This window comes from Paenibacillus sp. JT31N7, from assembly GCF_059692095.1.
Genome location: NZ_JCAUAT010000001.1, coordinates 2,116,135 through 2,140,413 on the forward strand (window position 1 = coordinate 2,116,135; position 24,279 = coordinate 2,140,413).

Annotated in this window: 26 protein-coding genes; 10 read left to right on the forward strand and 16 right to left on the reverse strand. The window is 53.8% G+C overall.

What is annotated here, in order from left to right; genetic code table 11:
- The first annotated feature begins 132 nt into the window (after window positions 1-132).
- Entirely contained in the window at window positions 133-975 is an 843-nt protein-coding gene (locus AC58P5_RS09575) for an SPFH domain-containing protein (protein WP_497385906.1), read from the forward strand.
- Window positions 976-983: 8 nt separating this feature from the next.
- Complete coding sequence (locus tag AC58P5_RS09580; protein ID WP_497385907.1) at window positions 984-1,181, forward strand: type II toxin-antitoxin system antitoxin; 198 nt, start codon at window positions 984-986, stop codon at window positions 1,179-1,181.
- Window positions 1,182-1,288: 107 nt separating this feature from the next.
- Here the strand turns inward: AC58P5_RS09580 and AC58P5_RS09585 are convergent, their stop codons facing one another.
- Together AC58P5_RS09585 and AC58P5_RS09590 are read right to left on the reverse strand one after the other, a co-directional pair.
- Window positions 1,289-1,771: a GNAT family N-acetyltransferase gene (locus AC58P5_RS09585; protein ID WP_497385908.1), complete on the reverse strand. Its 483-nt coding sequence runs from the start codon at window positions 1,769-1,771 to the stop codon at window positions 1,289-1,291.
- Between the two features lie 141 nt (window positions 1,772-1,912).
- Window positions 1,913-3,487, reverse strand: coding sequence for a copper amine oxidase N-terminal domain-containing protein (locus AC58P5_RS09590; protein WP_497385909.1), 1,575 nt, complete (start codon window positions 3,485-3,487; stop codon window positions 1,913-1,915).
- Window positions 3,488-3,708: 221 nt separating this feature from the next.
- Between AC58P5_RS09590 and AC58P5_RS09595 the strand changes: the two genes are divergently transcribed.
- Window positions 3,709-5,016 (forward strand): DUF2515 family protein, encoded by a 1,308-nt coding sequence (locus AC58P5_RS09595; protein WP_497385910.1) that lies wholly within the window; start codon window positions 3,709-3,711, stop codon window positions 5,014-5,016.
- A 126-nt stretch (window positions 5,017-5,142) separates the two neighbouring features.
- Here AC58P5_RS09595 and AC58P5_RS09600 read toward each other — a convergent pair whose 3' ends face one another.
- The 9 genes from AC58P5_RS09600 to AC58P5_RS09640 form a co-directional block, all read right to left on the reverse strand.
- Complete coding sequence (locus AC58P5_RS09600) at window positions 5,143-6,804, reverse strand: putative polysaccharide biosynthesis protein (protein WP_497385911.1); 1,662 nt, start codon at window positions 6,802-6,804, stop codon at window positions 5,143-5,145.
- Window positions 6,805-6,879: 75 nt separating this feature from the next.
- A complete protein-coding gene (locus AC58P5_RS09605; RefSeq protein ID WP_497385912.1) occupies window positions 6,880-7,602 on the reverse strand; it encodes a ThuA domain-containing protein in 723 nt (240 codons plus the stop codon).
- Window positions 7,603-7,689: 87 nt separating this feature from the next.
- Window positions 7,690-8,166 carry a DUF456 domain-containing protein gene (locus AC58P5_RS09610; RefSeq protein ID WP_497385913.1) on the reverse strand — a complete coding sequence of 159 codons (477 nt, stop codon included), beginning with the start codon at window positions 8,164-8,166 and terminating at the stop codon, window positions 7,690-7,692.
- A gap of 39 nt (window positions 8,167-8,205) precedes the next feature.
- Window positions 8,206-8,958 (reverse strand): Cof-type HAD-IIB family hydrolase, encoded by a 753-nt coding sequence (locus AC58P5_RS09615; RefSeq protein WP_497385914.1) that lies wholly within the window; start codon window positions 8,956-8,958, stop codon window positions 8,206-8,208.
- 97 nt (window positions 8,959-9,055) lie between these two features.
- Window positions 9,056-10,930, reverse strand: coding sequence for an asparagine synthase (glutamine-hydrolyzing) (gene asnB, locus AC58P5_RS09620; RefSeq protein WP_497385915.1), 1,875 nt, complete (start codon window positions 10,928-10,930; stop codon window positions 9,056-9,058).
- A gap of 465 nt (window positions 10,931-11,395) precedes the next feature.
- Complete coding sequence (locus AC58P5_RS09625) at window positions 11,396-13,435, reverse strand: peptidoglycan D,D-transpeptidase FtsI family protein (protein WP_497385916.1); 2,040 nt, start codon at window positions 13,433-13,435, stop codon at window positions 11,396-11,398.
- 150 nt (window positions 13,436-13,585) lie between these two features.
- Window positions 13,586-14,731 (reverse strand): transglutaminase domain-containing protein, encoded by a 1,146-nt coding sequence (locus tag AC58P5_RS09630; RefSeq protein ID WP_497386056.1) that lies wholly within the window; start codon window positions 14,729-14,731, stop codon window positions 13,586-13,588.
- A 42-nt stretch (window positions 14,732-14,773) separates the two neighbouring features.
- Window positions 14,774-15,196, reverse strand: coding sequence for a hypothetical protein (locus tag AC58P5_RS09635; protein WP_217558421.1), 423 nt, complete (start codon window positions 15,194-15,196; stop codon window positions 14,774-14,776).
- A gap of 56 nt (window positions 15,197-15,252) precedes the next feature.
- On the reverse strand, window positions 15,253-15,408 hold the full coding sequence (locus AC58P5_RS09640) for a hypothetical protein (RefSeq protein WP_497385917.1): 156 nt from the start codon (window positions 15,406-15,408) through the stop codon (window positions 15,253-15,255).
- Window positions 15,409-15,550: 142 nt separating this feature from the next.
- Between AC58P5_RS09640 and AC58P5_RS09645 the strand changes: the two genes are divergently transcribed.
- The 3 genes from AC58P5_RS09645 (at window position 15,551) to AC58P5_RS09655 (ending at window position 17,593) form a co-directional block, all read left to right on the forward strand.
- Window positions 15,551-16,825 carry an MFS transporter gene (locus AC58P5_RS09645; protein ID WP_497385918.1) on the forward strand — a complete coding sequence of 425 codons (1,275 nt, stop codon included), beginning with the start codon at window positions 15,551-15,553 and terminating at the stop codon, window positions 16,823-16,825.
- 111 nt (window positions 16,826-16,936) lie between these two features.
- Window positions 16,937-17,032: a YjcZ family sporulation protein gene (locus AC58P5_RS09650; RefSeq protein ID WP_497385919.1), complete on the forward strand. Its 96-nt coding sequence runs from the start codon at window positions 16,937-16,939 to the stop codon at window positions 17,030-17,032.
- Window positions 17,033-17,245: 213 nt separating this feature from the next.
- Entirely contained in the window at window positions 17,246-17,593 is a 348-nt protein-coding gene (locus AC58P5_RS09655) for a ribonuclease M5 (RefSeq protein WP_497385920.1), read from the forward strand.
- A 6-nt stretch (window positions 17,594-17,599) separates the two neighbouring features.
- On the opposite strand, the gene AC58P5_RS09660 is transcribed toward AC58P5_RS09655, so the two are convergent.
- Both AC58P5_RS09660 and cyoE read right to left on the reverse strand, forming a co-directional pair.
- Window positions 17,600-18,232, reverse strand: a complete 633-nt coding sequence (locus tag AC58P5_RS09660) for an SCO family protein (protein ID WP_497385921.1) — start codon at window positions 18,230-18,232, stop codon at window positions 17,600-17,602.
- An 84-nt stretch (window positions 18,233-18,316) separates the two neighbouring features.
- Window positions 18,317-19,306 carry a heme o synthase gene (cyoE, locus tag AC58P5_RS09665; protein ID WP_497385922.1) on the reverse strand — a complete coding sequence of 330 codons (990 nt, stop codon included), beginning with the start codon at window positions 19,304-19,306 and terminating at the stop codon, window positions 18,317-18,319.
- A 300-nt stretch (window positions 19,307-19,606) separates the two neighbouring features.
- Here cyoE and AC58P5_RS09670 point away from each other — a divergent pair, with 300 nt between their 5' ends.
- Together AC58P5_RS09670 and gerQ are read left to right on the forward strand one after the other, a co-directional pair.
- Complete coding sequence (locus AC58P5_RS09670) at window positions 19,607-20,302, forward strand: response regulator transcription factor (RefSeq protein ID WP_497385923.1); 696 nt, start codon at window positions 19,607-19,609, stop codon at window positions 20,300-20,302.
- Between the two features lie 161 nt (window positions 20,303-20,463).
- Entirely contained in the window at window positions 20,464-20,967 is a 504-nt protein-coding gene (gene gerQ / locus AC58P5_RS09675) for a spore coat protein GerQ (protein WP_497385924.1), read from the forward strand.
- A gap of 138 nt (window positions 20,968-21,105) precedes the next feature.
- Here the strand turns inward: gerQ and AC58P5_RS09680 are convergent, their stop codons facing one another.
- Window positions 21,106-21,399, reverse strand: coding sequence for a hypothetical protein (locus AC58P5_RS09680; protein WP_497385925.1), 294 nt, complete (start codon window positions 21,397-21,399; stop codon window positions 21,106-21,108).
- 89 nt (window positions 21,400-21,488) lie between these two features.
- On the opposite strand from AC58P5_RS09680, the gene AC58P5_RS09685 reads away from it, so the two are divergent.
- Complete coding sequence (locus AC58P5_RS09685; RefSeq protein WP_497385926.1) at window positions 21,489-22,472, forward strand: metal-dependent hydrolase; 984 nt, start codon at window positions 21,489-21,491, stop codon at window positions 22,470-22,472.
- Between the two features lie 151 nt (window positions 22,473-22,623).
- On the opposite strand, the gene AC58P5_RS09690 is transcribed toward AC58P5_RS09685, so the two are convergent.
- Window positions 22,624-22,848 carry an alpha/beta-type small acid-soluble spore protein gene (locus AC58P5_RS09690; RefSeq protein ID WP_475714360.1) on the reverse strand — a complete coding sequence of 75 codons (225 nt, stop codon included), beginning with the start codon at window positions 22,846-22,848 and terminating at the stop codon, window positions 22,624-22,626.
- Window positions 22,849-22,977: 129 nt separating this feature from the next.
- On the opposite strand from AC58P5_RS09690, the gene AC58P5_RS09695 reads away from it, so the two are divergent.
- Window positions 22,978-23,169 carry a DUF5325 family protein gene (locus tag AC58P5_RS09695; protein WP_009673090.1) on the forward strand — a complete coding sequence of 64 codons (192 nt, stop codon included), beginning with the start codon at window positions 22,978-22,980 and terminating at the stop codon, window positions 23,167-23,169.
- 63 nt (window positions 23,170-23,232) lie between these two features.
- On the opposite strand, the gene trpS is transcribed toward AC58P5_RS09695, so the two are convergent.
- Window positions 23,233-24,216 carry a tryptophan--tRNA ligase gene (gene trpS / locus AC58P5_RS09700; RefSeq protein ID WP_497385927.1) on the reverse strand — a complete coding sequence of 328 codons (984 nt, stop codon included), beginning with the start codon at window positions 24,214-24,216 and terminating at the stop codon, window positions 23,233-23,235.
- Window positions 24,217-24,279: the final 63 nt, after the last annotated feature.

Consider the following 24,279-nt stretch of genomic DNA (forward strand, 5'->3'; position numbering starts at 1 on the left):
GCTCCTCGGAAGCTGTCAATAACAGCGGAAAGTACGGAACATCTAACCATTTACAGACATTGTAAAAAGTGATATCATATAAATATCAAAACGATATTTAAATTTTCGAATTCCTTAAAGGAGATGAACGCGATGACCGAACGTCATGTATGGAAAATCAACGGATTTGTCGGCCTGCTTGCTATGGTCGTATTTATCGGAGCAGGTATTTTCTGCCTGACCGAGGAACTGATTATCCCCGCCGTACTGCTGTTTGTGCTGGCAGCCGTAGTACTCAGCTCATTTACCGTCGTGCAGCCTAACCAAGGGATGGTCGTCAATTTCTTCGGGCGCTACAGCGGCACCGTCCGCGACAGCGGCTTCTGGGTAACCATCCCTTTCAGCGAGCGCAAGAAAATATCGCTGCGTGTCCGCAACTTCAACAGCGCCAAGCTGAAGGTCAACGATGTGGACGGCAATCCCATTGAAATTGCGGCCGTCGTCGTTTTTCGCGTAGTCGATACGGCCAAAGCCAAGTTCGAAGTCGATAATTACCAGGCATTCGTGGAAATACAAAGCGAGACCGCCCTCCGTCATGTCGCCTCCAAATACCCGTACGACTCTTATGCCGGAGAAGCCTACTCTCTGCGCGCCAACAGCGAAGAGGTTGCCAAAGAACTCACCTTCGAGCTGCAAAGCCGCCTCAGCGTGGCCGGCGTCGAAGTATTGGAGTCCAGGCTGACTCACCTGGCCTACTCCACCGAGATCGCAAGCGCCATGCTCCAGCGCCAGCAGGCCTCCGCCATCATAGCCGCACGCGAGAAAATCGTGGAAGGCGCGGTCAGCATGGTGCAGATGGCAATCGCCCGCCTTCAGGCGGAAGGCGTCGTCGAGCTGGATGAAGAGCGCAAAGCCGCAATGATCAACAACCTGCTCGTAGCGGTTGTCTCCGACAGGTCCGCCCAGCCTGTCATCAACTCCAGCTCTATCTATTAAGCGGACGCATGGCTGTTAAGAAGAACTTTCCGCTGCGGCTCGATCCGAAGCTCCATCAAGCTTTGGAGCGCTGGGCAGCCGACGAATTCCGCAGCGTCAACGGGCACATCGAATTTCTGCTCCGGGAAGCGCTGGTGCGTGCAGGCAGAATGCCGGGCCACGCACCGGCGCCTCCCCCGGACGGGGAAGCCGAGAATGAGAACTGAAGAACGGGGGACGCATAAACACCCCGTCTCGCATTTAAAGAGCCGACACCTCCGGAGGTGTCGGCTCTTTATTGTAGGGCCATGCTTTCGTCCACTGCCGGTTTCTTTCAAACCTCGTGACTCAATTCTTTCCTCATTTTAAAGTTAACCAGCTTAATCCCCTTGCGTTCCACATGCTGCTCCCGAACTAACCGGAACCCGTGATGTTCAAAAAATGATTGGGCCGTAAGACTTGCATCCGTTTCCAGTTCGGCAAGCTCATGTTTTTTGGCCTCGTATTCAAGAACACTCACTAAAGCCGAGGCTATCCCCTGTCCTTGAAAATCTTTGTCCACATACAGTCTGTCCACATATCCGTTCAGCGTCATATCCGAGAAGCCGACGATTCTGCCGTCGATTAAGGCAACATACGCGATATGACTGCTCATCGAATCCTTCCAGGATTCCAACACTAGCTTCTCTTCCTCTTTGCATGCCCATGCATGAAGCTGCTCCTGGGTATAATCTTTTTTGTTTACGGAATGAACGGTTTCATAAAATAACGAGACAATGGGTCGAATATCCGATACCTGAAACTGTCTGATTTCCATCTGATCTCCTCTTTGCCGCCTTTATAGGATAATCTCCTTATCCACCCGATTTAAAACAGCTGCGGGCAAAAAAAAGAGCGGGCTATACACAGCCCGCTCTTCTCCCATGCTATACGGCTTCTGCCTTAAATCCCCGGTTGCTTACGGACGTGTAATGATGACGGCATCCTGCTCGCTGTCCCATTTCGCTTCTCCGCCCAGCGCTTCGGCCAGGAATCTCAAAGGAACGTTCGTATAATCCCCGTTAAGCTCGACAGCCTGCTCAAGCGCAACCGGTTTACCGTCAACCAGCGCTTCGGCGCTGCCCAGCGTAAACACGATCGTATGGCCGCCAAGATCGTCCGTTACCGTAATTTGTTTCGTTTCCCCGTCCCATTTCACTTTCGCATCGAGCATATTCGCTACATACGTCACAGGCGCCATGGAAACGTCGCCTTTGCGGTAGCCGCCAAAGCCGAACAAACTCATGTCCTCATCGTCCAGCGACAGCGTAAAGGAACGCTTCGTGATCTGGAGATCCTCTTTAAGCAGCTTGTAAATCGAGGAATTCTTATCCACCGATTTCAGAAAGCTTCCGAGAGAAGGAACCGAGTCCGGATCAGCCGCATCGAAAGTGAAACGCTCTCCGTCCGCTTTTACGGGGTTGGTCGTAACCGGCTGGTTGATATTCCATCTTTCTCCGGTCACGCTCAGCTTGATCCCTTTCAGACCCGTTTCCGCTTCAGGCAGCGGAATGGTAATTCCCGCGCTGCTTTTACGGATATGCTGGGAACTGTCCACATACAGGTCCACGTTTACGGACGAGCGGTCGCTCAAAATGTCGCGGATCGGCTCATTGCCGGGACCGTTCACCAGCTTATCGGCCGTTTCGTCATAGCTTGCCAGGACATCCTTCAGCCCGGTTTGTACGGCGGTATACATCGTTTCGACCGCTAACGTTTTGTTGGAGAGATAAGCATCTAACAGCTTGTTTTCCTCACCTGCCTGTGCGGTTGCTTCTTTGGCTATCGGTCCGAATACGTCGAATACGGTGCCGAGGAATTCCTTCAGGCCTTTCTCGTCTGCGGCGATGTTCTGCAGGAAGGTTTTCACCAGACCGAGCGCTTCGCTGCCTTTAATTTCGGCATGAAGCTTCTGCAGGGAAACCGTCTCGTTGTACACATTCTCCGAAACGGACGTGACCCCGATCGTCTTCGGGTTCGGCGCATGGCCGATGAAGAACGATGCGAACGTCGGCAGTTTGTCCTCAAGCACCTTCTGAAGCTCCTGAATGCTCTTCTGTCCCGGTACGAGCAGGCCTCCGTTAAGCGGACTTGTCTGCGCATTGCGGATGTAAATCGGCTTGCTTACGCCTTCGATACGGATAATAATATCTTCGTTCTGAAGGGACAGTTCGAAAGGAATGCTTCCCTTGCCGTATGTAAATTCACCTTTCATCGATGCGTTCCGGGGATCCTGGATCTTCTCCTCCGTAAACTTAATCGTCACTTCTTTAAACAGGCCTACCAGCTTCTGCGCCTCAGGCGGCAGCCCGCCAAGATCTCCTGTCAGAAGTTCGAACTTGAGCGTCTCCTGCGATTCCGCCGATTTGACGGAGTACTGGTTGACCAGCGCCTTGTTCACATCAAGACCTCCTACGGATTCGCAACCCGTAAGGACGATCATGAGTGCGCCTGTGCCCCCGCACAGTACTTTTTTCCAGTTATTCACTTTCATTTCTCCGGCTCCTTTCCAGCCCCCAATTATTGCTAACTCTTTTATATACGCGCAAGTAAGCAAAAAGACTCACATTCCCGATAAATTTTCCTGGAAAGCAGGACCATTGCCCATTTGTTTGCATATCGTGCAGGAAGATGGAAATTCGGAAAAACCGGGCAACCTAATGATTGACGTTACGGCTGCTTCACAAAGTAATCCGGGGAAAAGAGGCTGCAACAATGAACGGCAACGGGGTCAAAGACAACAATCCGCTCAAAACGATCGGGCACTGGCTGGCGGGGGTGCCGCACACGATTACCCAGCTTGCATCGGGAAAACTGGCTTCTTTGCAATCCGCTTTTCATCTGGGACAGAATGCCCAAAAGCTTGTACCGGGCAAGGACAGTATCAAAAGATTGCGCAGGGCGTGGAAGGTCCTCGCTGTACTGCCCGTAAACCCGCCGGATCCGGAGTCTTCCCTGTCCGCACAGGAACTGCAGCTCGTGGAACGAATCCGCCTCGATACGCAGCGGAAAAACCGGAATAACGTGACCCGGACCCGGGCTTACTGGAATTTGTATGAGCAGCATCCCGAGCTCCACTGGGCCCTTCTCGCCCATATGGTCTCCCGCAACGGCGGCTGGAACATGACGGACCTGGAGGGAGAGTTCCTTCCTACCCTGCTGAAACATCCGGGACGCGAGGCTCTTTTCGCTTTTCTGGAGAGAGCGAATGCACTCATATTCGGGGACGCTTATCCGCAGCTGCTGCTCTACGAGGAGTCGAAACGGACCGGCGAGCCTCTGTTCCATCTGCTCCCGGCTTTCGGTGTGTCCGTTTTTATGAAGCCCGTCTGGGAGGAATTCTGGGCGGCTCACGATCCGGTCCTGTTAACGGTCTCCCTAATCGTAAATGAACAGCATTTTATAGAAACCCGTGTAGTCAAACAGCACTATTTCGTTACGCATGTTCTGGAAACGACGGAGTTTCAAGCCCAGGCGCTCCTTCAGCTGAATCAGGTTTTCTTCCCTTTCGCCCTGCACAAAGATCCTCTGCACAAGTCGGCAGACCGCCTGAAACTGGCCGGCGAAATATTGGAAGACTTCACGGATATCAAGGAACGGATCGAGTTCGGAAAAACGCTGTACACCATCTTGTTCGGCATTCCGGCGGTCCACCAGGGCGTGGTGCTTTTCGCTTCCGCACAGCCGCACACCGGTTCACGGGCGGACTACTGGCCGCATTTGTTCACCCGCATCCGCAAGGACGTCCCCGGTGTAAGCGCAGCGGGGCCGAAGCTGGAAGGCTGCGAGCTGAAAGCCGGAGCGGCGGGCATCTACAGTCCCGAGCTCGAACGCACGTGGATGGATGTCCCGCTGACGGCTCCCGAGCCCGGGGACTGGTTTCCCGAGTATGCCGGGAGCGTGACGGGCTACTTCGGGGACATCGACGTCCCCGCCTTGTTCGAAATGAGTGCCGAGTGCTGCTTCGGCCTCCATAAAATTCAGCTGGCCGCCCTGGCGTCGACTCAGCTGAAAGGGGAATAAAAAAACGCCCGGCGTCCACTCTGCTTACGCAGAGGCACATCGGGCGTTTTATCGGTTGGTCCGGTGGACCGGAGGCCCGGCGGGCGAAGCCGTGAGGGCCTCGGCGCCGGTCGCTCCGCGGGAGCTTTATCCCCGGCGGCCGAGTACACGGCCAGCCTTCGCATAAAGCTTCTGCAGCGGCGCGGGGAAGGTCTTGATGTCATCCTTCGTGACCACTTTCGTGACAAACAGAAGGATGACATAGAGCACGCAGGCCAAGGCGCCGATCACGACGGCGTTGACGGTTGCGTTCACGACTCTCCACGGGAACAAGTGGAGATGCTCGAAGAGCAGCCGCTCCGCGAACACGCCGATCACCACGACGACAGCCGTCGTGACGACAAGACCGGTCCAGCGGCGCCGAGCCATGATGCGGAAGGAAACCACGTTGCGCATCACTGCCAGGTTAAAGGCGGACATGACGATGAAGCATAGCATCGTCGAAGCCAGAATGCCGTAAATGCCGAGCCACGGCGATAGAATCAGGTTGCCGAGCAGCTTTACGGCTATGCCGAAGACGACACTGGACACGAGCGCGCGCATTTTGCCCATGCCCATCAGGATGGCGCCCGACGTCTGCATGATAATCTGGAACATTGCTCCCGCGGTCATCATCGCGATCATCGGAGGGCCGAACTCGTAGCCTGTCGGAGTACCGCCATAGTCGAACATGCCCGAAAGCGGGCGTGCCGCCGTACAGATCGCCAGAACCATGGGCAGGCCGGACAGGATAGCGAGCTGCATCACGCGGGAGGACTGGTTGCGGACCAGTTCCAGATCCCGTCGCGAGTAGGCTCCCGAAATAATGGGAACGACCGACTGGCTGAGCGCGATCGCCAGCACGATCGGCAGCCCCGCAAGCGATTGGGCCTGCCCGCCGAGGATACCGACGATATCCTTGGCTTTGGCTTCGCCGATCTGATCCCGCAGAAGCGGAATAATGGTGGAAGAGTCAATGTTATAAATCAGCGTAACGGTAATCGAAAAAATAACGATCGGAATAGACAGCCTGAGAAGCTGACCGTAAATTTGCCCGTAACGGAGTTTCCCTCCCGACTGGCGGCTTTGACCGTTTTCCGCATACACGGGTTCGGAAACCGGCAGTGTCCCCCTGTCTTCTTTACGGAGCTTGAGCGCGTAATACAGCATGACGGCCAAAGCAGCGATTCCGCCGGTTACACCGCCGAAGGACGCGCCCGCCACGGCCCAGTCCAATGAAACGCCCAGCAGCAGATAAGCGAGCCCTACCGCCGTAATCAGACGGACGATCTGCTCGATAACCTGCGAGATGCCGTTGGGCATCATCCGCTGGCGGCCCTGGAAATAACCGCGCATGATGGCGATCAGCGGGAAAAACAGCAGGGCCGGAGCGATGGCCAGCGTCGCCAGCGTGGCATGAGGATCGCCGGACGATTCCGCATAATGCGGAGCCAGAAGGAACAAGACCAAGCACATGACAACCCCGGCTCCGACCGCGAATATCAACGCGGCTTTGTAGATCCGGTTCGCTTCATCCATCCGCCCGAGCGCGGTCCGCTCGGAAATCATTTTGCTCAGGGCACTCGGAATGCCCGCCGTTGCGATAACCAGCAGATTGCTGTAGAGGTTAAAAGCGATCGCATAACTCGCCATTCCCTCGTTGCCCAGCATATAAACGAGCGGAAAACGCTGAAATACACCGAGAAAGCGGGCAATCAAAGCCGCGACCGTCAAGATCAGAGTGCCTTTGACTAGCGAATCCTTAGACAATGTCGTTCCTTCTCCCCATACATAATAAGACCGGAAAAGGAGATCCTTTTCCGGACATGATCGGCTGACGCCGCTTTACTTCGCCTGAAGCTTCTCCAAAGGCTGCGCGTTTCCGTAAACAGGCTTCGCCGTATGTACCGGAGCCGCCCATTTCACGCCGTTTGTAATGACTTTCAGAACGTTCTCGTTGTAATAAGTCGGATACGTTTCATGACCCGGACGGAAATAGAAAATCCTGCCCTGCCCGCGATGATAGGTGCAGCCGCTGCGGAATACCTCGCCGCCTTCGAACCAGCTGACGAAGACCAGCTCGTCCGGTGCGGGAATATCAAAATGCTCCCCGTACATTTCTTCCTGCTCCAGCTCGAAATATTGCCCGATGCCTTCGGCGATCGGATGGGAAGGATCCACGACCCACAGGCGTTCTTTCTCCCCGGCTTCGCGCCATTTCAAATCGCAGGAAGTGCCCATCAGCTTTTTGAAAATTTTCGAGAAATGACCGGAGTGCAGCACTACAAGCCCCATGCCGTCCAATACGCGTTTGTGAACGCGATCCACGATTTCATCGGCGACTTCGTCGTGGGCTTTGTGTCCCCACCAGATCAGAACGTCGGTGTCATCCAGAACCTCCTGCGTAAGCCCGTGCTCGGGCTGATCCTGCGTTGCTGTGCGGATTTGGAAGGAGTCTCCCGCAATCCCCGCCGCAATCGCTCCGTGAATGCCTTCCGGGTATACTTCGGCTACTTTGACATTCGTTTTCTCATGCACGTTTTCATTCCACACGGTTACTTTAATCATGTCGGTCTTCCTTTCCAATGGGGAAAATAAGGCGTATTCCGCGCGCTTCCGCAGTCCGCCTTTTTTTGACGGGTAACCCTGAACGGGTTAAATCCAGATGACGAAAAGAATGATCATCAGCAGTTGAAGAACGACTTTGACGACAACGCTGGAGAAGAAACCGAGAACCGATCCTACCCCGACCTGGGCGGAATGCTTAAGGTTCGAGCCGTGGATCAGTTCGCCCAGCACAGCGCCGATAAAAGGTCCCAGGATAAGCCCGAAAGCCGGAATGACGAACGGGCCGACGAGCAGCCCGATCGTGCTTCCCCATACGGACGCCTTGGAACCGCCGAATTTTTTGACGCCGAACGCACTCACGAGATAGTCGGCGATGGTGATGGCGATAACGACCGCCGATTGGATCAGCCAGAACCAGAAACCGAAAGGTTCAAAGCTGAAGAAAAACCCGTAGACGAAAAAAGCTCCGAAAATAGCGAGCGCGCCCGGAAGAATAGGAAAAATCGCACCCAGCATCCCGACGGCAAACAGCAAAATAATGAGGATCCATCCCAAAATAGCCATGTCTTCTCATCCTTTCTTCCCGAAAACTCCCCCGTAATCTTAGTGGGCGGATAACGGGTCCAGCACGTATTCCTGAATGATTTTGGCGACGCCGTCCTCGTCGTTGGTAACCGTAACAAGGTCGGCGATACGCTTCACGCCGTCCTGGGCATTGCCCATCGCTACGCCGAGACCCGCCGCACGGATCATCGCGATATCGTTCTCGCTGTCGCCCATGGCGATTACCTGCGACATCTCGATGCCAAGAAGCTTGCAGACTTCCTCGATGCCGCTCGCTTTGCTGATTCCTTTGGGGTTCAGCTCGAGATTGTCCGGATGGGAGTTCGTGATTTCAAGCTCTCCCCAGCGGGCCAGCTCTCCGCGGATGATCTCCAGGCTTTCTTTATTTTCCGTGTAAAAGCCGAATTTGAGCCACTGGGGTTTAGTGATGTCCTCCGCCCAGTTTTCCCGGTTGTACATGCCCTCGACCGAATAAGCCCAATACCAGGTATCGTGCTCAATCGCCAGATCGTACATCCGTTGTACAAGATCCAAATCAAGCAGCGTACGTTTCAGAAGGTCGTGCGGAGCTTTCCAGACTTCGCTTCCGTTGACGGAAACAATCGGCGTTTCCAGCTTAAGCTCTTCGGCATAAGGAAGAGCGCTTTGCACGCCGCGTCCGGTCGAGAAAATAACGGTGACTCCCGCTTCCAAAGCCGCGTAAATCGCTTCCCGGTTCGCAGGGGAGACCTGCTTTTCTTCGTTAAGCAGCGTACCGTCCATATCCAGCGCTACCAGCTTATATTGACTCAAAATGTTTCCTCCTCCAGGCTTTCCGGCAGAAAAGCCGCTCGTAAGTATTGCCCCAGACTCCCGGAAGGGAATCTGGAGCTAAACGGAACTTTTTATGTCAGAACACGGCTACGGCTTTCTTCGTGGTTTCTTCCATGTAGGTCGCATGCCAGAGAGCGAACATGTAAATGGTCCACAGGCGGCGTGCATAATCGCCTTGCCCGTCCTGATGCAGCTTGGCCATTCTTTCGACCGCGTCGATCCTTACATAGTCCTCGATGCCGCTCGCTTTAATCTGCTCCACCATCGTGGAACCCGTCGGCCCTTTGAGCCAGTCGCGCAGCGGAACCGGGAATCCGAGCTTCGGACGATTCAGGATGAAATCCGGCACGATGCCTTCCATCGCCTTGCGGAAGATATGCTTCGTGGTTCCTTCGGCAATCCGGTATTTCGTCGGGATGCGGCGGGCAACCTCGAACAGTTCCTTGTCGAGAAGAGGAACGCGCAGCTCCAGGGAATGGGCCATCGTCATTTTGTCCGCTTTCATCAGGATGTCGCCCGGCATCCACAGGTTCATGTCGATGTACTGCATCCGCGTCACGGGATCCTGATGCTTCGTCTTGTCATAGTATTGGGCGGCAATCTGGAACGGATTCTGATAACGCTTGAACATCTCGGTGTCCACGCGCAGCACTTCCGCCTTCATATCCTCGGTAAAAATTTTCGCGTTGCCGAGGAAGCGCTCCTCCAGCGGAGTCGTTCCGCGAAGCAGGTAGTTGCGGCCCTTCATGCCTGCAGGCAGCATTTTTACCAGCCGGTGCAGCATGCGGCGTACGGAAAGCGGCAGGCTCTCCAGCGGGGCCAGCGATAGAGGTTCCCGGTAGATCCGGTAGCCGCCGAACAGCTCGTCCGCGCCTTCGCCCGACAGCGTCACGGTAACGTGCTCACGGGCAAGCTGGGCCACGTGATAGAGCGCGATAGCCGAAGGATCGGCGACAGGCTCGTCCTGATGCCAAACGGCTTTCGGCAGCGTGTTGAAGAAATCTTCGCGCGTGATGATCTTGGAGTAGTGCTCCGTACCGAGCGCTTTGGCCGTTTCAGCCGCGATCAGGGTCTCGTTGTTCGGGCCTTCGAAACCGACGGAGAACGTCCGGATAGGCTCGATCTGGCGCATATGAGCCGCAATCGCGGTCGAGTCGATTCCGCTGGACAGGAAGCAGCCCCGCTCCACGTCGCTCACCATGTGATGGACGACGGAATCTTTGAGCGTTTCGCGGATTTGCTCCACATATTCCCCAAAGGGGCGTTCCACCGGATCGAACATCGGATCCCAGTAGCGGTGAATTGACATTTCGCCGTCGAAGGACGCTTTTATGTAATGCGCCGGCGGCAGCTTCTGAATCCCTTCGAACATCGTGTTCGGTTCAGGGACGTACTGGAACGTCAAGTAGTTCATCAGGCTCTCGGTCCGGATGGACGGACTTACGCTTCCCGATGCGACAAGGCTTTTGATTTCGGAACCGAACAGCAGCTGCCGGTCGTTGTACTGATAATAAAAAGGTTTGATGCCGAAATGATCACGGGCGGCGAAAAGCTGCTTCTTGCGGCGGTCCCAGATGGCAAAACCGAACATACCACGAAGATGCTTCACGCATTCTTCACCGAATTCTTCGTACAAGTGGACGATGACTTCGGTATCGCTGTTCGTCCGGAAAACATGGCCGCGGTCCTGCAGCATGCTCCGCAAAGATTTATAATTGTAAATTTCCCCGTTAAAAATGATCCAAACGGATTCGTCTTCGTTGCAAAGCGGCTGATGGCCCTCCGCAATATCGATAATCGACAGTCGGCGGAACCCGAGCCCGATACGATTCTCTGTCCAGAAGCCCGAGTCGTTCGGGCCGCGGTGATGAATCACGTCCGTCATCTGCCGAAGCATGGATACGGATGGCTCTCTATCTTCAAAATACATAACACCGGTGATACCACACACGAGTGATTCACACCTCCACTAAAGCTACAACTAGTCTTGTTGTTATTCGATAAACTAGTATAGCACACCCGGTCGCCTTTCTGAAAATGAAAACTCGCGGCCCCCTTTAACCGCGGCTTTTGGAGCGTGCCGGAGACACTTCATTTCCCTCGTAACAGAAGCGTTTCCGACTTTTTCCGGGGACCGCGGGCAGCCCTCGTTTACAAAAAAGCAATAACCCACATAAGGCGTTTAACAGATGAAGCCAGCCTCCGTTTTTTCATGTCCACCGCCCCTTTTCCTTCGCACATAATTGTTGGCATTAGGCAACTTTTAAGGTAACAAAAAACCGGGTTCCCTGCTCTCAGTCTATGTCTCTTCCGGTTGGAAGTGACAAACATGAGCAGGTGCCCGGTTTGGCGATGCTGTTTGGTCGGCCGTATTACTGCCGTATTACTGCCGGTTTGCTTGCCGGCCCGGCACTGCCTAGTTCTTGCCTGTGCCGTCCGTCTTGCCGTTAGCCGGTCCGCGCGGGGTGCCGTTCAGACCGATATATTCGTCGTACGCGTCGAACATTTCCCTCGCGATCGGAGCGGCGCCGTATGAGCCGTAGCCCCCTTCGGGAACGACGACCGCAACGGCAAGCTTCGGCTTATCGGCCGGAGCGAACGCGATAAATACGGCGTTGTCCACCTCTTTGGAGCCGATCTGCTGCGTGGACGTACCCGTTTTGGCGGCTACGGTGTAGTTGACGCCGTCGAAGCCCTGCTTGCTGACTTCCTTCATGCCTTTGAAAATCGTATCCCAGTACTGGGGCTTGAACGAATTTTCCTCGCTAAGCACAACCGGATCGAATTTCTTGATGGTCTCGCCTTCGTACGTCGTAATGCGGTCCACGAAAAGCGGCTTCATCCGTTTGCCCCGGCTGGCGAGCATGGCGGTGTGCTGGGCGAGCTGCAGTGTGGTCGACTTCTCGTTCTGTCCCCAGGAAGCGTAAACGAGAGCGGACTGTCTGCTGTCAAGCTTCGCGTTGGCGAGCGATTCGTTGGAACCCGCATACTCGTTCGGAAGGCCGCTTTCCGTAGACACGACGAGGCCGAACCGCTTCAAGTAATCGTCCCACACCTTCAACCCGTCTTCCCGGTCGAAATAAAGCCGTTCCCCGATCAATGCGGACATAAACGTATTGGAGGAATGCTTGAGCGCATCGGCGGCATTGATCGGACCGAACGCTTTGCGGCCGGAGTTCCAGATCGTGCTCTGCGACCCCTTTTTACCGAACGAATAAGAGCCCCTGTCGTTATAATAATCGTTCACGCCGAAAAAGCCTTCTTTGAGCCCGACAAGCACGGTCAGCGGTTTAATCGTCGAACCCATGTACACGATGGAATTGGCATGCTTTTTCAGCTCGTTTTCCGGATAATCCGGATAGGCCGTCGTAATCGTCCCGTTGTTGACGAACGGCTGGATTTTTTTGTATTCCGTCGTCTTAATCCCGCCGGTCCAAAGATTGGGGTCGTAATCCGGCATGCTGGCCATGGCGACGACACGTCCCGTATCGACTTCCATGGCGACGGCGTAACCCGAACGGGCATTCGGCGAATAGCCGTAGGAGCTGGATTTCGGCTGACGCAGGTAAGCCAGATGATCCATAATTTTCTGTTCCGTGCGGTTCTGGATATCCTTGTGAATTGTCAGGTACAGGTTGTTGCCTTTTTCCGGCTTCGTGATGGACACGGGCCCGATAATTTTCTGCGAGGAGTTCACGGGATATTTCTTATAACCGTTCTTGCCGCGCAGCTCTTCCTGATACATCAGCTCAAGCCCGTCATAGCCGACGTCTTCCGTATCGAGATACTCGGCCGTGTTTTCTTTGTTTTTATAAAAACTGAGCCCGTATTTGGATTCCCGCGCAGTCGAAAACTGCCGCATGTATCCGGTCAGCTGAACCGCGATTTTATCTTGGTCGTAGGTCCGTATGCTCTCTTCCATCACTTCGATCCATTTGAATTCATCCCGGTGCTCCAGCAAGTAGGAGACCTCTTCCTTCGTAAGATCGGCTTTGATCCTTCTCGGAATGGAGTAATAGCTCGGCGCCTTCGTCTGCTGCTGGTTGATATCGTAGCCTACGTCCATCAGCTCGACGATTTCCTCGGGCGTTAAAGGTTTGGCGGTCTTGGACCCGTACTGCTGGAAAACTTCCGCAAGCTTGCGGGCGAGACCGACCACCTCGTCCTTATTGTTCTGCCCCGATTCAATCCGGAAAAAGACCGACTGAACGGGAATCGTATAGGCGATGGGGTAGCTGTTGGAATCGTAAATATTGCCCCGGATCGGAGGGATGGGAGTTTCCCGGTTGGTGGCCGAGTTCTCCTCTTCCGCGAGCCTGTCTCCTTCGACAAACTGGAGGATAGCCAGGCGGACGATCAGAACGGAAAACAAAATAAACGTCATGAAAAAGAACAAATTAATGCGAACTGAGAAACGTTTAGAGGAATCCGGTTTTTCTAAATCTTCGTTGTGCATCTTGCTTCCTTCCTTGTCACCTTTTCTTTCATAGCTCTACCTATCAGTTTACCATAGACGGGTACCGGGAGAAAAATGTAAGAGAATGGAAAAGCCTCTTCCTTTACGATTCTTGCAAAAGAAAACCGCCCCCGGTAAGGGAGCGGTCCTTTAAGCTTCACGGATATGCGTCTGATTGAAGTTGGACGGGTTAAACCAGTCGCCTCCGCTGGAAAACCAGGTGGAATCGAGCGGAATCCATTCCTTGGAATTCGCCAGATACACCTCGTTCCAGGCATGCGGACCGTATCCGCCGCGTCCGTCATACCCGAGGCCGGTCACTACTTTCACATCGAGACCGACGGAACGGGCCATAACGGCGTAGAGCCGGGAATAGTCGATACATACCCCTTTGCGCGTCGCAAACGTATCCTCCGGCGTCTGTTCCTTCCAGATACGCTGCTGCTCGTATAGCTCGACTTTGTTCCAGTCGTATTCGACCCGGCTGCCGACCCATTTGTAGAGCAGCTCCGCTTTCTCTTCGTCGGTCTTGCCCGCCTTCGTGACTTCCTGGGCGGCCGCGGAAATATTGTTCGGAATGTTCGCATCCAGAACCTCGTATTTACGCTGCAGAATCTGGCTGAATTCCTGTTCCACGGCCCGGGTGAAGACAGGCACCTGGTTCTGCAGAAAATCGCCCGTAAACGGCTGGATAACTTCCTGCGCGCCTTTCTGGTACAGGGACGAAGCCTGGATGTACCCTGTCGGCTTCGCCTGCGGGAACAGCGTCACAAAAACAAACAGGACGGCTACGACGAGCAAGGCCCTCCAAACGCCCGTTACGGACCCGATCAGAGCGCCTGTCGCCGCACTGATGACGGAAGGGCTGTCCTCCCGGTCCCAGCGGCTTTGCGCCCATCTGAGCAGGACGGGATCGACGAACCAGTACAGAGCCTGACGGATGATCAGATAAGCCAGCAGGAACAGCACGCCGAAGCGGAACAGCTCGAAATCGCGGATAGCCGTAACGGCCGTGTAATACGTCTGCTTCCAGACCGGCATTTCCTGGGCCGGTATTTGAATGGCCAGGCTGCTCAGCCAATTGCGGACGGGGTCCGAAATCAGGGTCGCCGTCTGCCAGGCCAGATAGATGGTCACTATCGTGATCAGCACTTCGCAGACCATCCGCAGCAGATGCTTGGCAGAACCGGAGGCTCCGCGTATGATGCCTTGAATGGCTGAAACGATCACGATGAGGATAAGTACAACCGAGATGAAATTGATCGTCGTGTCCCCGGAAAACAACGAGGTAAACATAGGCATGCGGGCCTCCTTTTGCACAGATAACTTCGTTTTGTATTATTGGCCGGCGTTCTTCTTCGCCTGCTCGACGAATGCGCGGACCGCTTCTTCTGCTTTAACCTTAAAAGTCTGGTTCATAAACGTGACGGACACCTCGGACGAACCGGGTGTTCCTACAATTTTAACATTTTTGGTCGCCGCTGTATAAGTACCGTCCGGGTTGGCGGTGTAGGTGGCATCCTTGGCTTCGTTCTGCACGGCTTTGACCGCTTGGCTGCTGAGCTCGGTTAATGCGGCGTTACCGATACTTTGCAGCGTTTCCTTATAGTTGGCTCCGTAAACCACCAGCGCCCCCACAATGGCGATAACCAGCAGCCACTTGACCACCGTTTTGACGAGACTGACGACGACGAGCAGAACGATGACAGCCACGAGAATCAGCAGCCAGCGCTCCTGAAAAAACGCTATCCAGGCATCCATTTCCTTGTATATCCCCCTTTGTAAAATAAAATACCGGCTCCGACCGCGGAAAGTCTTTATTCCTCTTCCCGTTTTCTGCGAAGCTCCTTCAATTCCTGCCGAATCTGTTCTTCGCGGTCGGTTTCCTGCCGTACGCTCCGCCTCGTTCCCAGAAACCGGATAACGGCTAAAGCGCCGAGCGCAGCCAGTAAAGCAACGATGAACCGGTCCATACGGCCACCTTCTTCCTTTCCTATTACGTGCCTAAACGCTAACGGTAGCATAAGTACGGGACAAGGGGCGTACATCTAGAGAAGACGAACGGAACCGAGAAGTTGTTTCGCCAGCAAAAAATATCGAGGCGGTGTGCTACCTATGAAAACGGCAATATGGCTCTATTTCTTCATGTTTGTCGCATTCTTCGACTTACATGCCCAATACCCCATCCTGACACCCTTCGCCCTGTCCCTGGGCGCGGCGCCTTCTTTTATCGGTCTGATTATGGGCATGTATTCCCTCACCCATCTCCCCGGCAATCTTCTTGCCGGCTACGGGGTTGATAAATACGGAAGCAAGCTCTTCATCGTGTTCAGCCTGATTGTAGCAGGTATCGTGCTTATCTTTCAATCGCAGGTTAAGGACCCCTGGCAGCTTCTGATGATCCGTTCCATCAGCGGCTTCGTTCTCGCCTTTCTGTCTCCCGCCTGCTTGTCGATGCTCGCCAAAATCGCCAAAGACAGCGTGCACCAGAGCAAGCTTATGGCCGGAAACGGACTGATCCATACGCTCGCTTCCGTCGTCTCTCCCGCCGCCGGGGCCTATCTTGTCGCCCAGTTCGGCTTCACGGCCTCCTTCACGCTGCTCGGCTGGCTGCTTATCGTGACGGGACTGCTGTCCATTCCGTGGCTGAAAGAAACGCGCCCGGAAGCCGCGTTTCCCCCGCTAAACACGAGTTCCGGTCACACGGGGAAAAGCGTATCCGCCGCCCTGTCCCGCAAGCCGGGAAGCGGCGGCGATATACCCGGCACGCAGGAAGCCGGTTCGCAGGGTACAGGCTTGAAGCCCGGACAGGTTCATGCGGCGGACAACTCCGGAGGTCTCGGCGGAGACGCGAACAAAATCCCGTGGATGTTCTATTTCGTTCCGCTGGCGATTTCCTGTTCGCAGGGAATTTTGTTCTTCGAGCTTCCCCTGATGAAAACAGCGCAGTCTTCGCTGCTTACTTCCGGGCTATTCTTCTCTCTGATCAGTCTCGGCGCTCTCGTTACACTCAGTATGCTGTTCCTGAACCGGATACCGCCCGCCCACCGGACCGTTTCCGGAGCTCTTGCCCTGGCGGTGCTTTTCTTCGGTCTCGCGGTGGACTGGCCGCTTCCTTTAACCGTCACCCTGTTTATGATCGGGATGGCCAAAGGCCTTATTTTCCCGTCGCTCGCGACCCTGCTCGCCGGAATTACAAGCAGCAACCGTTACGGGAGAGTGTTCTCACTTCTCTCCATCGCGTACTCCATCGGCGCTTTTATCGGTCCGATGGTGGCGGGCAAGCTCCGCGACTCCATCTCGCCCTACTTCATTGCCTTCGTCATCCTCATGGCCGCTCTGACTCTCCTTCCGTTCCGGGTTCTGAAGCACAAGCCCGCGGCTGTCTGATTCCGTCCGTTTCGTTTCCCGCCATTATTGGGCGAAGCACAGGAATTCCTTTTCGCTAGGCATACATACGTTACTGGGTAAGGGGATCATCGAACAAAGGAGTGAACACGAATGGGAGCAACCGGCGGATACGGCGTTTGGACTTCGACGGGAACGATTCTCGTTCTGTTCATTTTGCTGGTTATCATTTCGCGCACCTTCATCTAGCCATATAGCATAGCGCCTGCAAAAGGACGCGAAAGACGGCTTGAGCGTTCAAGCCGTCTTTTTGCCGTTTCGACATTTCCCAGGAAATGCCCTTCATTCTTTGCCGATCGGACTATTTGTGAGCCGGAATTTTGTCCATTATAATAAATATCGACACTTATCTGCACCTTGAACAGACAAACGGAAATGAGCTTGAACGGAGGAACCGGGAATATGTCTATCGCTATTATCGTAGAGGGAAAAAACGACCGCAGCAGGCTCCGGCGTCTGCTCTGCAGTGAAGTCGATATTTACTGTACATACGGAACTCCCGGCACCGAAGCTCTGGAACAGCTGAAGAAAAAAGTCGGGACGAGTGAAGTGTATGTGTTTACCGACAACGATTCTTCCGGCAAAAAAATTCGCGGTCGCCTCCGGGATCTCTTCCCGGACGGCGAGCAAATTTACACGAGACGCGGATACGCGGGCGTGGAAGGCACACCGGAGGAATACTTGATTCAGCAATTGGAAAAGGCAGGGCTCGAGGAATACATTCTGTATCCCCCGGCTCCTGCCTTATAGGTCCGCCTATTCCTTGCTCAACGTCTTGATGTCTTTGACGATGGTTTTGTAATCGAGATCGGGTCTGCCCGGATTGTAATACGTACGAATCTGGCCTTTTTTGTCCACCAGCAGGATGACATTGGAATGCGTGAAATTCCCCGTGTTGTCCTTTGTGACTCCGATGGAGTACTTCTTGGCCAGCTGTGCCATTGCCTGTTCGTCCGTGCCGGTCAGAAATTTCCATCCCGTGAAATCGGCGCGGTTGCGGGTCGCATACTCCTTGAGGGCCGCAGGCGTGTCTCTGGCCGGATCGAATGAGATCGATACAATGTCGGCTTTGTCCGCAAATACTTTCTGAACTTTCATCTCATCCTGGACTTTGGATAAAAAATTGGTCGTTATCGGACATACGTCCGGACAGCTTGCGAAAAAGAAATACACCAGTTTAACCTTGTTGTCGAAATCGGAAGAAGAAACTTTCTTGCCCTCCGTATCCGTCAGTTCAAACGGCGCCGCGGTGCCTACCGGCTTATCCTTCAAATATGCACTGGCTTGCTCCTGACCGTATAATTTGTAGGCAAACGACGCGATGATCGCAAGCAGAACGACGGTAATACCTACCTTAAACCAGTTTTTCGCCCAAAATCCACCCGCCATAAATACAATTCTCCCCTCTAAATAAACATCCCATGTCGCCATGGGATGTCTTGTTCATCTGGATTCAAGTTTGGGTAATCTATCTTATAAGTTCATAATGGTCGAATCGACCACCATGATCAAGAACAGAAGCGTCAGGTAATTCACGGAATAAATGAACATGCCTTTGGCCCATTTGTCGTCATCCTTCGCCTTAAATCCTTTGTAGCACATAAAGGCCCAGATCAGACCCATAATCGTCGCCGCGAAGAAATACAGCGGTCCAACGTGAGCGTCTCCGCTGTAGAAGAAGAGAAGCTGGGAAACCGGCACAAGCAGGACGATGTAACGCATCATGCTGACTTTAGTGATGTAGTTGCCTTTCACGACAGGCAGCAGCGGATATCCGGCTGCACGGTATTCTTCCTTCCTGCGGATTCCAAGCGCCCAGAAGTGCGGCGGCTGCCACAGGAACATAATGAGGAACAGGATCAGCGCGGTCATATCGAGCTTGCCCGATACGGCGCAGTAACCGATCACCGGCGGAACCGCTCCGGAGAAGCTTCCCGCGAACGTGCTCCATACGGAAGTACGTTTGAAAATAGCCGTGTAAACCCACACATACAGGAAAAGACCGGTTAAACCGAGAAGAGAACTTAACGGGTTCACGGCGACAAACAACAGGGCGATACCTGCGATGCCGAGAATAATCCCGTAGCCGAGCACCACGGACGGCTTGATTTTGCCGCTTACGGTAGCCCGCTTCTTCGTCCGTTCCATTTTGGCGTCCATGTCGCGGTCCAGGTAATTGTTAAGCACCGTTCCCGAAGCCATGACAAGCGCCGTGCCGAGCAGAGTGTACATCATCAGGAAAAACCAGTCTATCGTAAAGTTTCCCGCCGATGCGATCCAGAATCCGCCGAAAGCGGTAATCAGATTAGAAAATATAATCCCCGGCTTGGTTAGGGCGAAATAATCTTTCCAGGTAGCCGGCTCCGAAGGAACATCAGCCTGCGCCGCCGATCCGACTTCCGCTTGATGATCCGCGTGAAGCACCGTATCGGGAGCAGCCTTGTATCCTAATTGTTTATCCAAGGATCTCAACCTCCATAGAAATTCATCAAAAACGAGTCATCTGTCTTTCGTACCCACTCATCATATCAAGCAGGGCAACGTTTGACAATGTAATGGCATGAGTTGTCATCATATTGTCGAATTCGGACAGACTGACCCGCCGCGTTCCCGACGAATTCTTTCCTAGACGACACAAAACGGATTTAGTATAGTTAAATTAATCGTTTTAGGAAAATTAAAGAAAGCAGTTAGAAAAGATTTAGGTTCCTAAACATTTTCCTAACAATTTTCATCAACCTCATGCAAGGAGGGTCCCCCTTAATGTCGAGCATTCTGATCATTGAGGACGATAACAGCATTGGGGATATGATGTCGATTTACCTGGTGGAAGACGGGTATACGGTAAAACGCGCTTCGGACGGTCAATCGGGGCTCCGGCTATTCAAGGAATTCGAACCGGATCTGATCGTACTCGATATCATGCTCCCCGATTCCGACGGGATGAAGCTGTGCGCCGATATCCGCAGTCTATCTTCCTTGCCTATCCTCATGGTTTCTGCGAAGAATGATGTGTCCGACCGCGTGAAAGCCCTGCTGATCGGCGCCGACGATTATTTATGCAAACCTTTCAGCATGCGGGAGCTTTCCGCCAGAATTCAGGCTCTTCTCAGACGGTCTCAAATCGTACAGGCCAAATCCGCTCCGGCGGCACGGGAAGCTCCGCCATCCATCCATGTGGATACCGACAAGCGCTGTTTATACGTCAACCATGCGCCTGTGGAAACAACTTTCTCCGAGTTTGAACTTATTAAACTGCTCTGGCTCCACGAGGGGAAAGTGTTCAGCCGCGAAGAGCTGCTTAACCGGATCAGGGGCATCGATTCGTTCGTAACGGAACGGGCCATTGATGTACATATCGCGAATTTGCGCAAGAAGATCGAAGTCGATCCCAAAGATCCCAAATACATCAAAACCGTGTGGGGAGTCGGATACAAATTCGTTCTCGCCGCGGAGTAGCCCTAATGAATAACCTTGAATACGGCTTTGTGCCGGCTCAAGGTTATTTTTGTGTCACGAGACAAGCGCCTAGACCATATGCTAAGTAAGGATAAACGCCCATCCGGCAAAAGCCGGCGCAGAAGCGAACCTAATGGGCATTACAAGGAGGGTGTACTCCCATGACGATCAGTTCAAACCCAGGCAGCAAATCGAACGGTACGGCAACTCCCGGTTATACGACTTATCCGTCTTATCCCGGCTCCTCGCAGGGTGGCTATCCGTCTTACCCCGGGTCCCAGTTCCCCGGAACCCAATTTCCCGGTTCACAATTCCCGGGCTATCCATCTTATCCGGGTCAATTTCCTCCTCCGGGAGCGGGATCGGGCGGCACCGGCGTCCCGGGCGGAGGCCAAACGAGCCAGCTCCCCCTGGAAGAATCGTTCATCGAGAACATTCTGCGGCTCAATCTGGGCAAAGTCGGCACCTTCTACATGACGTACGAGAACAACAAGGAATGGAACGCGAAAATTTTCCGCGGCGTTATCGAAGCGGCGGGGCGAGATCACATCATTATTAGCGATCCCAAAACGGGCATGCGCTTTCTGCTGCTGATGGTGAACCTGGATTACGCGACGTTCGACGAGCCGCTTAACTATTTCAACACGCCGATTCAGCCCCGGTAACGGACACAGGACGAAGCCCCGGCAGACAGCCGGGGCTTTCCTTTTGCCCGGCAGCTTTATTTTGATTGATTAAGCCATAAGCCCTTTCAGGTTCTAACCGGTCATTAACGGTTAATGAAAAGTAGTTGGAGCACCTTTCTATTCATCCGGACCTATAGACCGGAAATGCCAGATGTGCAGCTTTTCCCGGCCGCCTTTGATCCACGGGTGCATACGCTCCCATACTGGATCTCCGCTCCCGAGACGGACTTCCCGCATGCGCGTATATTCGTCAGGGGAAACGGGAGTCCATATCTCGACGAACAAGTTGGGCTGGTCAGTTCCTTCCAATAAGGAGAGTTGTCCGTTCTCCCGGAGCCTCTCCCGCATAAAGGACAGATAAGCTTCGCGCGCTTCCGGCAGGATGGCGTATTCAACAAAAACTTTACTCATTTTTTCCCCTCCGCTTGATTTAAATTCACACTGAACATGGTAAACTATAATATACCGTCAAAGACAATTCCAGCTTAGGAGGAGAGCCAGTGGATACGGGAACCCATTTAGTCATCGGCTTCGGCCTCGCCGGCTTATCCATGGTGGATCCGGTCGTAGCCTCCAACCCTTCGGTCATGACCGCTGTTTTCATCGGGACCGTATTGGGCTCGCAGGCTCCGGATTTCGATACCCTGCTCAGGTTCAAAAACAATGCCGTCTATATCCGCAATCACCGCGGGATTTCGCATTCCCTGCCGTTCGTCGCGCTTTGGACCCTGCTTATCACAGGGATTCTCGCCCTTATTTTCCGGGGTGTGCCCGTCCTGCATTTGGGGATGTGGGTATTGATCGCCGTGGCGTTTCATGTCTTTACCGATTTGTTCAACACGTACGGAACGCAGGCCTTCCGGCCTTTCAACCAGAAATGGATATCGTGGAACATTATCCACATTTTCGATCCGTTCATTTTTACCGCTCACCTTGTCGCGATATTTCTGTGGGCCGTTCACGCCGCGGAACCCACATTGATTTTCCCGGTGCTGTACGGGCTGATCGCTCTTTATTACGTATGGCGGACTCTCGCCCACTATCTCGTGGAAAAGAAGCTGCCGGTCCAGGATCCCACGCACAAAACCGGGGATAAATATATGGCCATTCCCACCTATAGTTTAACTGCGTGGAATGTGGTCAAGCAGGGCGAAGACGGCCTGTACACGCTGGGGGACCTGCGGAAAGGGAACCTCCGGTGGATCGATCAGGTCAAATGCGATATCCATCCGGCGGCGGAAGCATCCAAAAGCCACAAGGACATCCAGGCTTTCCTTTATTTCTCGGGCCATGCGTGCGCGCAGGTGATTGAAAAGCCCTGGGGATATGAAGTAAGATGGAGCGATGTAAGGTACCGGCACCGCAAGCAGTATCCGTTCGTTGCCGTGCTGCTCATGGATCATAGCTACAAGCCGCTCGATTCCTATATCGGCTGGCTTAGCGACGACCGTCTTCAGAAGCGGCTCCGTGTGGACAGCTATTAGAGTGGGATAGAGCACAACTTATGGACAACGGTTAATCCGCGCCAATGACGGCGCGGTTTTGCCGTGTCTGCAGCCGGGGGATTACAAAGCAAAGCCCGAGGGACAAGTCCCTCGGGCTCATATGAAGACTGCGTGTTACAGTTTCCGCAAATTAGCGGCTTTGACCTGCCAGCTGCTGCTCGGCGATTTGCACTAGACGACGAGTGATGTGTCCACCGATCGCGCCAGTGTCACGAGTAGCCATGTAACCGTAGTAACCATCTTGAGGAATTTGAATGCCGAGTTCTTGAGCTACTTCGTATTTCAATTGTTCCAAAGCTTGGTTAGCTTGAGGTACTACCAGTACGTTGCTGCTGCGAGATTGTCCAGTTCCCATTGGGATCAGACTCCTTTCGGTCAGTTAAGATTCTTGATGTATTTGCAAGCTTGCAAAGATAGTATGTGACGGTTGAAAAATTCTATACGCATCTCAAACAAAAAAAACTTTGAAAGCAGGGGATTTTCAATGAGTCGCGGACTCGCACTACTTTTTGCCGTTATCGGCACTCTACTTCTGGCAGGCATCAGCTTCGCCATCGCCCTGAGGGAGCCGTTGCTGGTCGTGCTGTTCATCGTCTTGTCCATCGGTTTTATGGGATTCGGTTTCGCTACAAAAGCAAAAATGCGCCGCAAGCGGGAAGCCTCGGGAAAACAATAACCCGAAGCGCCGCTGCGGCGCTTTTTTTATGCGTGCTTGTTCTTGGATCGTGGACCGGATGCTTTACAGAAGAACAAAGCCCATCCGTTCTTTAACCTGCTTAATCGTTTCTCCCGCCTGCTCCGACGCTTCGTCAGCACCCTTGCGGAGCACATCGTAAAGCTCCCCGGATTCGCGGATTTCGCGGTAACGGTTCTGGATCGGCTCCAGCGCCCCGACGACGACCTCGGCGAGATCCTTTTTGAAGGCGCCGTAGCCTTGGCCTTCATACCTCGCTTCTACCTCGGCTACCGTCATATCGGCACATTGGGAATAAATGCCCATGAGGTTGCTGACTTCCGGCTTGTTCTTAGGATCGAACTTCACTTCGCGGCCCGAGTCCGTCACGGCGCGGCTTAACTTTTTGCGGATCACGGAAGGCTCATCCAGCATGGCGATGAAGCTGCCGGGGTTCGGATTGCTCTTGCTCATTTTTTTGGAGGCGTCGTCCAGCGACATGATGCGCGCGCCCACTTCCGGAATATACGGCTCCGGAATCGTGAACGTATCCCCGTAGCGGTGGTTAAATCGGGCCGCAAGGTCGCGCGTAAGCTCCAGATGCTGTTTCTGATCCTCGCCTACCGGAACGAGGCCGGCGTTGTACAACAGGATGTCAGCCGCCATCAACGAAGGGTAGGTGAAGAGACCGGCACCGACAGATTCCTTACCGGCCGACTTGTCTTTGAACTGGGTCATCCGTTCCAGCTCGCCGATGTAAGTCAGCGTAGTCAGGAGCCATCCCAGCTCGGCATGCTCCTTGACCGAGGACTGCAGGAACACGCTGGCTTTGGACGGGTCGATTCCGCAGGCCAGATATAGCGCCGCTACCGATTCCGTCTGTTCTTTCAATGCAGCCGGGTCCTGAGGAACCGTGATGGCATGAAGATCCACGATCATGAAATAGCATTGATGCTCGTTCTGGAGTTTAACAAAGTTGCGAAGGGCCCCGATATAGTTGCCGAGTGTTAATTGACCGCTTGGCTGAATGCCCGAGAGTACGCGTTTCATGACAAAACCTCCTGTTTGAATCTGAATTGGATTGGAAAATAAACGCAAAAAAGGCCTCTCGTC

Excerpts from the sequence above, each read along its gene's own strand:
- AC58P5_RS09645 (WP_497385918.1), top strand. The coding sequence starts at position 15,551 with ATGAAAACGGCAATATGGCTCTATTTCTTCATGTTTGTCGCATTCTTC.
- AC58P5_RS09630 (WP_497386056.1), bottom strand. The coding sequence starts at position 14,731 with ATGTTTACCTCGTTGTTTTCCGGGGACACGACGATCAATTTCATCTCG.
- AC58P5_RS09610 (WP_497385913.1), bottom strand. The coding sequence starts at position 8,166 with ATGGCTATTTTGGGATGGATCCTCATTATTTTGCTGTTTGCCGTCGGG.
- AC58P5_RS09635 (WP_217558421.1), bottom strand. The coding sequence starts at position 15,196 with ATGGATGCCTGGATAGCGTTTTTTCAGGAGCGCTGGCTGCTGATTCTC.
- gerQ (WP_497385924.1), top strand. The coding sequence starts at position 20,464 with ATGACGATCAGTTCAAACCCAGGCAGCAAATCGAACGGTACGGCAACT.
- AC58P5_RS09590 (WP_497385909.1), bottom strand. The coding sequence starts at position 3,487 with ATGAAAGTGAATAACTGGAAAAAAGTACTGTGCGGGGGCACAGGCGCA.
- AC58P5_RS09605 (WP_497385912.1), bottom strand. The coding sequence starts at position 7,602 with ATGATTAAAGTAACCGTGTGGAATGAAAACGTGCATGAGAAAACGAAT.
- AC58P5_RS09655 (WP_497385920.1), top strand. The coding sequence starts at position 17,246 with ATGTCTATCGCTATTATCGTAGAGGGAAAAAACGACCGCAGCAGGCTC.
- AC58P5_RS09695 (WP_009673090.1), top strand. The coding sequence starts at position 22,978 with ATGAGTCGCGGACTCGCACTACTTTTTGCCGTTATCGGCACTCTACTT.
- AC58P5_RS09580 (WP_497385907.1), top strand. The coding sequence starts at position 984 with ATGGCTGTTAAGAAGAACTTTCCGCTGCGGCTCGATCCGAAGCTCCAT.
- AC58P5_RS09640 (WP_497385917.1), bottom strand. The coding sequence starts at position 15,408 with ATGGACCGGTTCATCGTTGCTTTACTGGCTGCGCTCGGCGCTTTAGCC.
- AC58P5_RS09585 (WP_497385908.1), bottom strand. The coding sequence starts at position 1,771 with ATGGAAATCAGACAGTTTCAGGTATCGGATATTCGACCCATTGTCTCG.
- AC58P5_RS09650 (WP_497385919.1), top strand. The coding sequence starts at position 16,937 with ATGGGAGCAACCGGCGGATACGGCGTTTGGACTTCGACGGGAACGATT.
- AC58P5_RS09595 (WP_497385910.1), top strand. The coding sequence starts at position 3,709 with ATGAACGGCAACGGGGTCAAAGACAACAATCCGCTCAAAACGATCGGG.
- AC58P5_RS09690 (WP_475714360.1), bottom strand. The coding sequence starts at position 22,848 with ATGGGAACTGGACAATCTCGCAGCAGCAACGTACTGGTAGTACCTCAA.
- AC58P5_RS09670 (WP_497385923.1), top strand. The coding sequence starts at position 19,607 with ATGTCGAGCATTCTGATCATTGAGGACGATAACAGCATTGGGGATATG.
- AC58P5_RS09680 (WP_497385925.1), bottom strand. The coding sequence starts at position 21,399 with ATGAGTAAAGTTTTTGTTGAATACGCCATCCTGCCGGAAGCGCGCGAA.
- AC58P5_RS09660 (WP_497385921.1), bottom strand. The coding sequence starts at position 18,232 with ATGGCGGGTGGATTTTGGGCGAAAAACTGGTTTAAGGTAGGTATTACC.
- trpS (WP_497385927.1), bottom strand. The coding sequence starts at position 24,216 with ATGAAACGCGTACTCTCGGGCATTCAGCCAAGCGGTCAATTAACACTC.
- AC58P5_RS09625 (WP_497385916.1), bottom strand. The coding sequence starts at position 13,435 with ATGCACAACGAAGATTTAGAAAAACCGGATTCCTCTAAACGTTTCTCA.
- AC58P5_RS09575 (WP_497385906.1), top strand. The coding sequence starts at position 133 with ATGACCGAACGTCATGTATGGAAAATCAACGGATTTGTCGGCCTGCTT.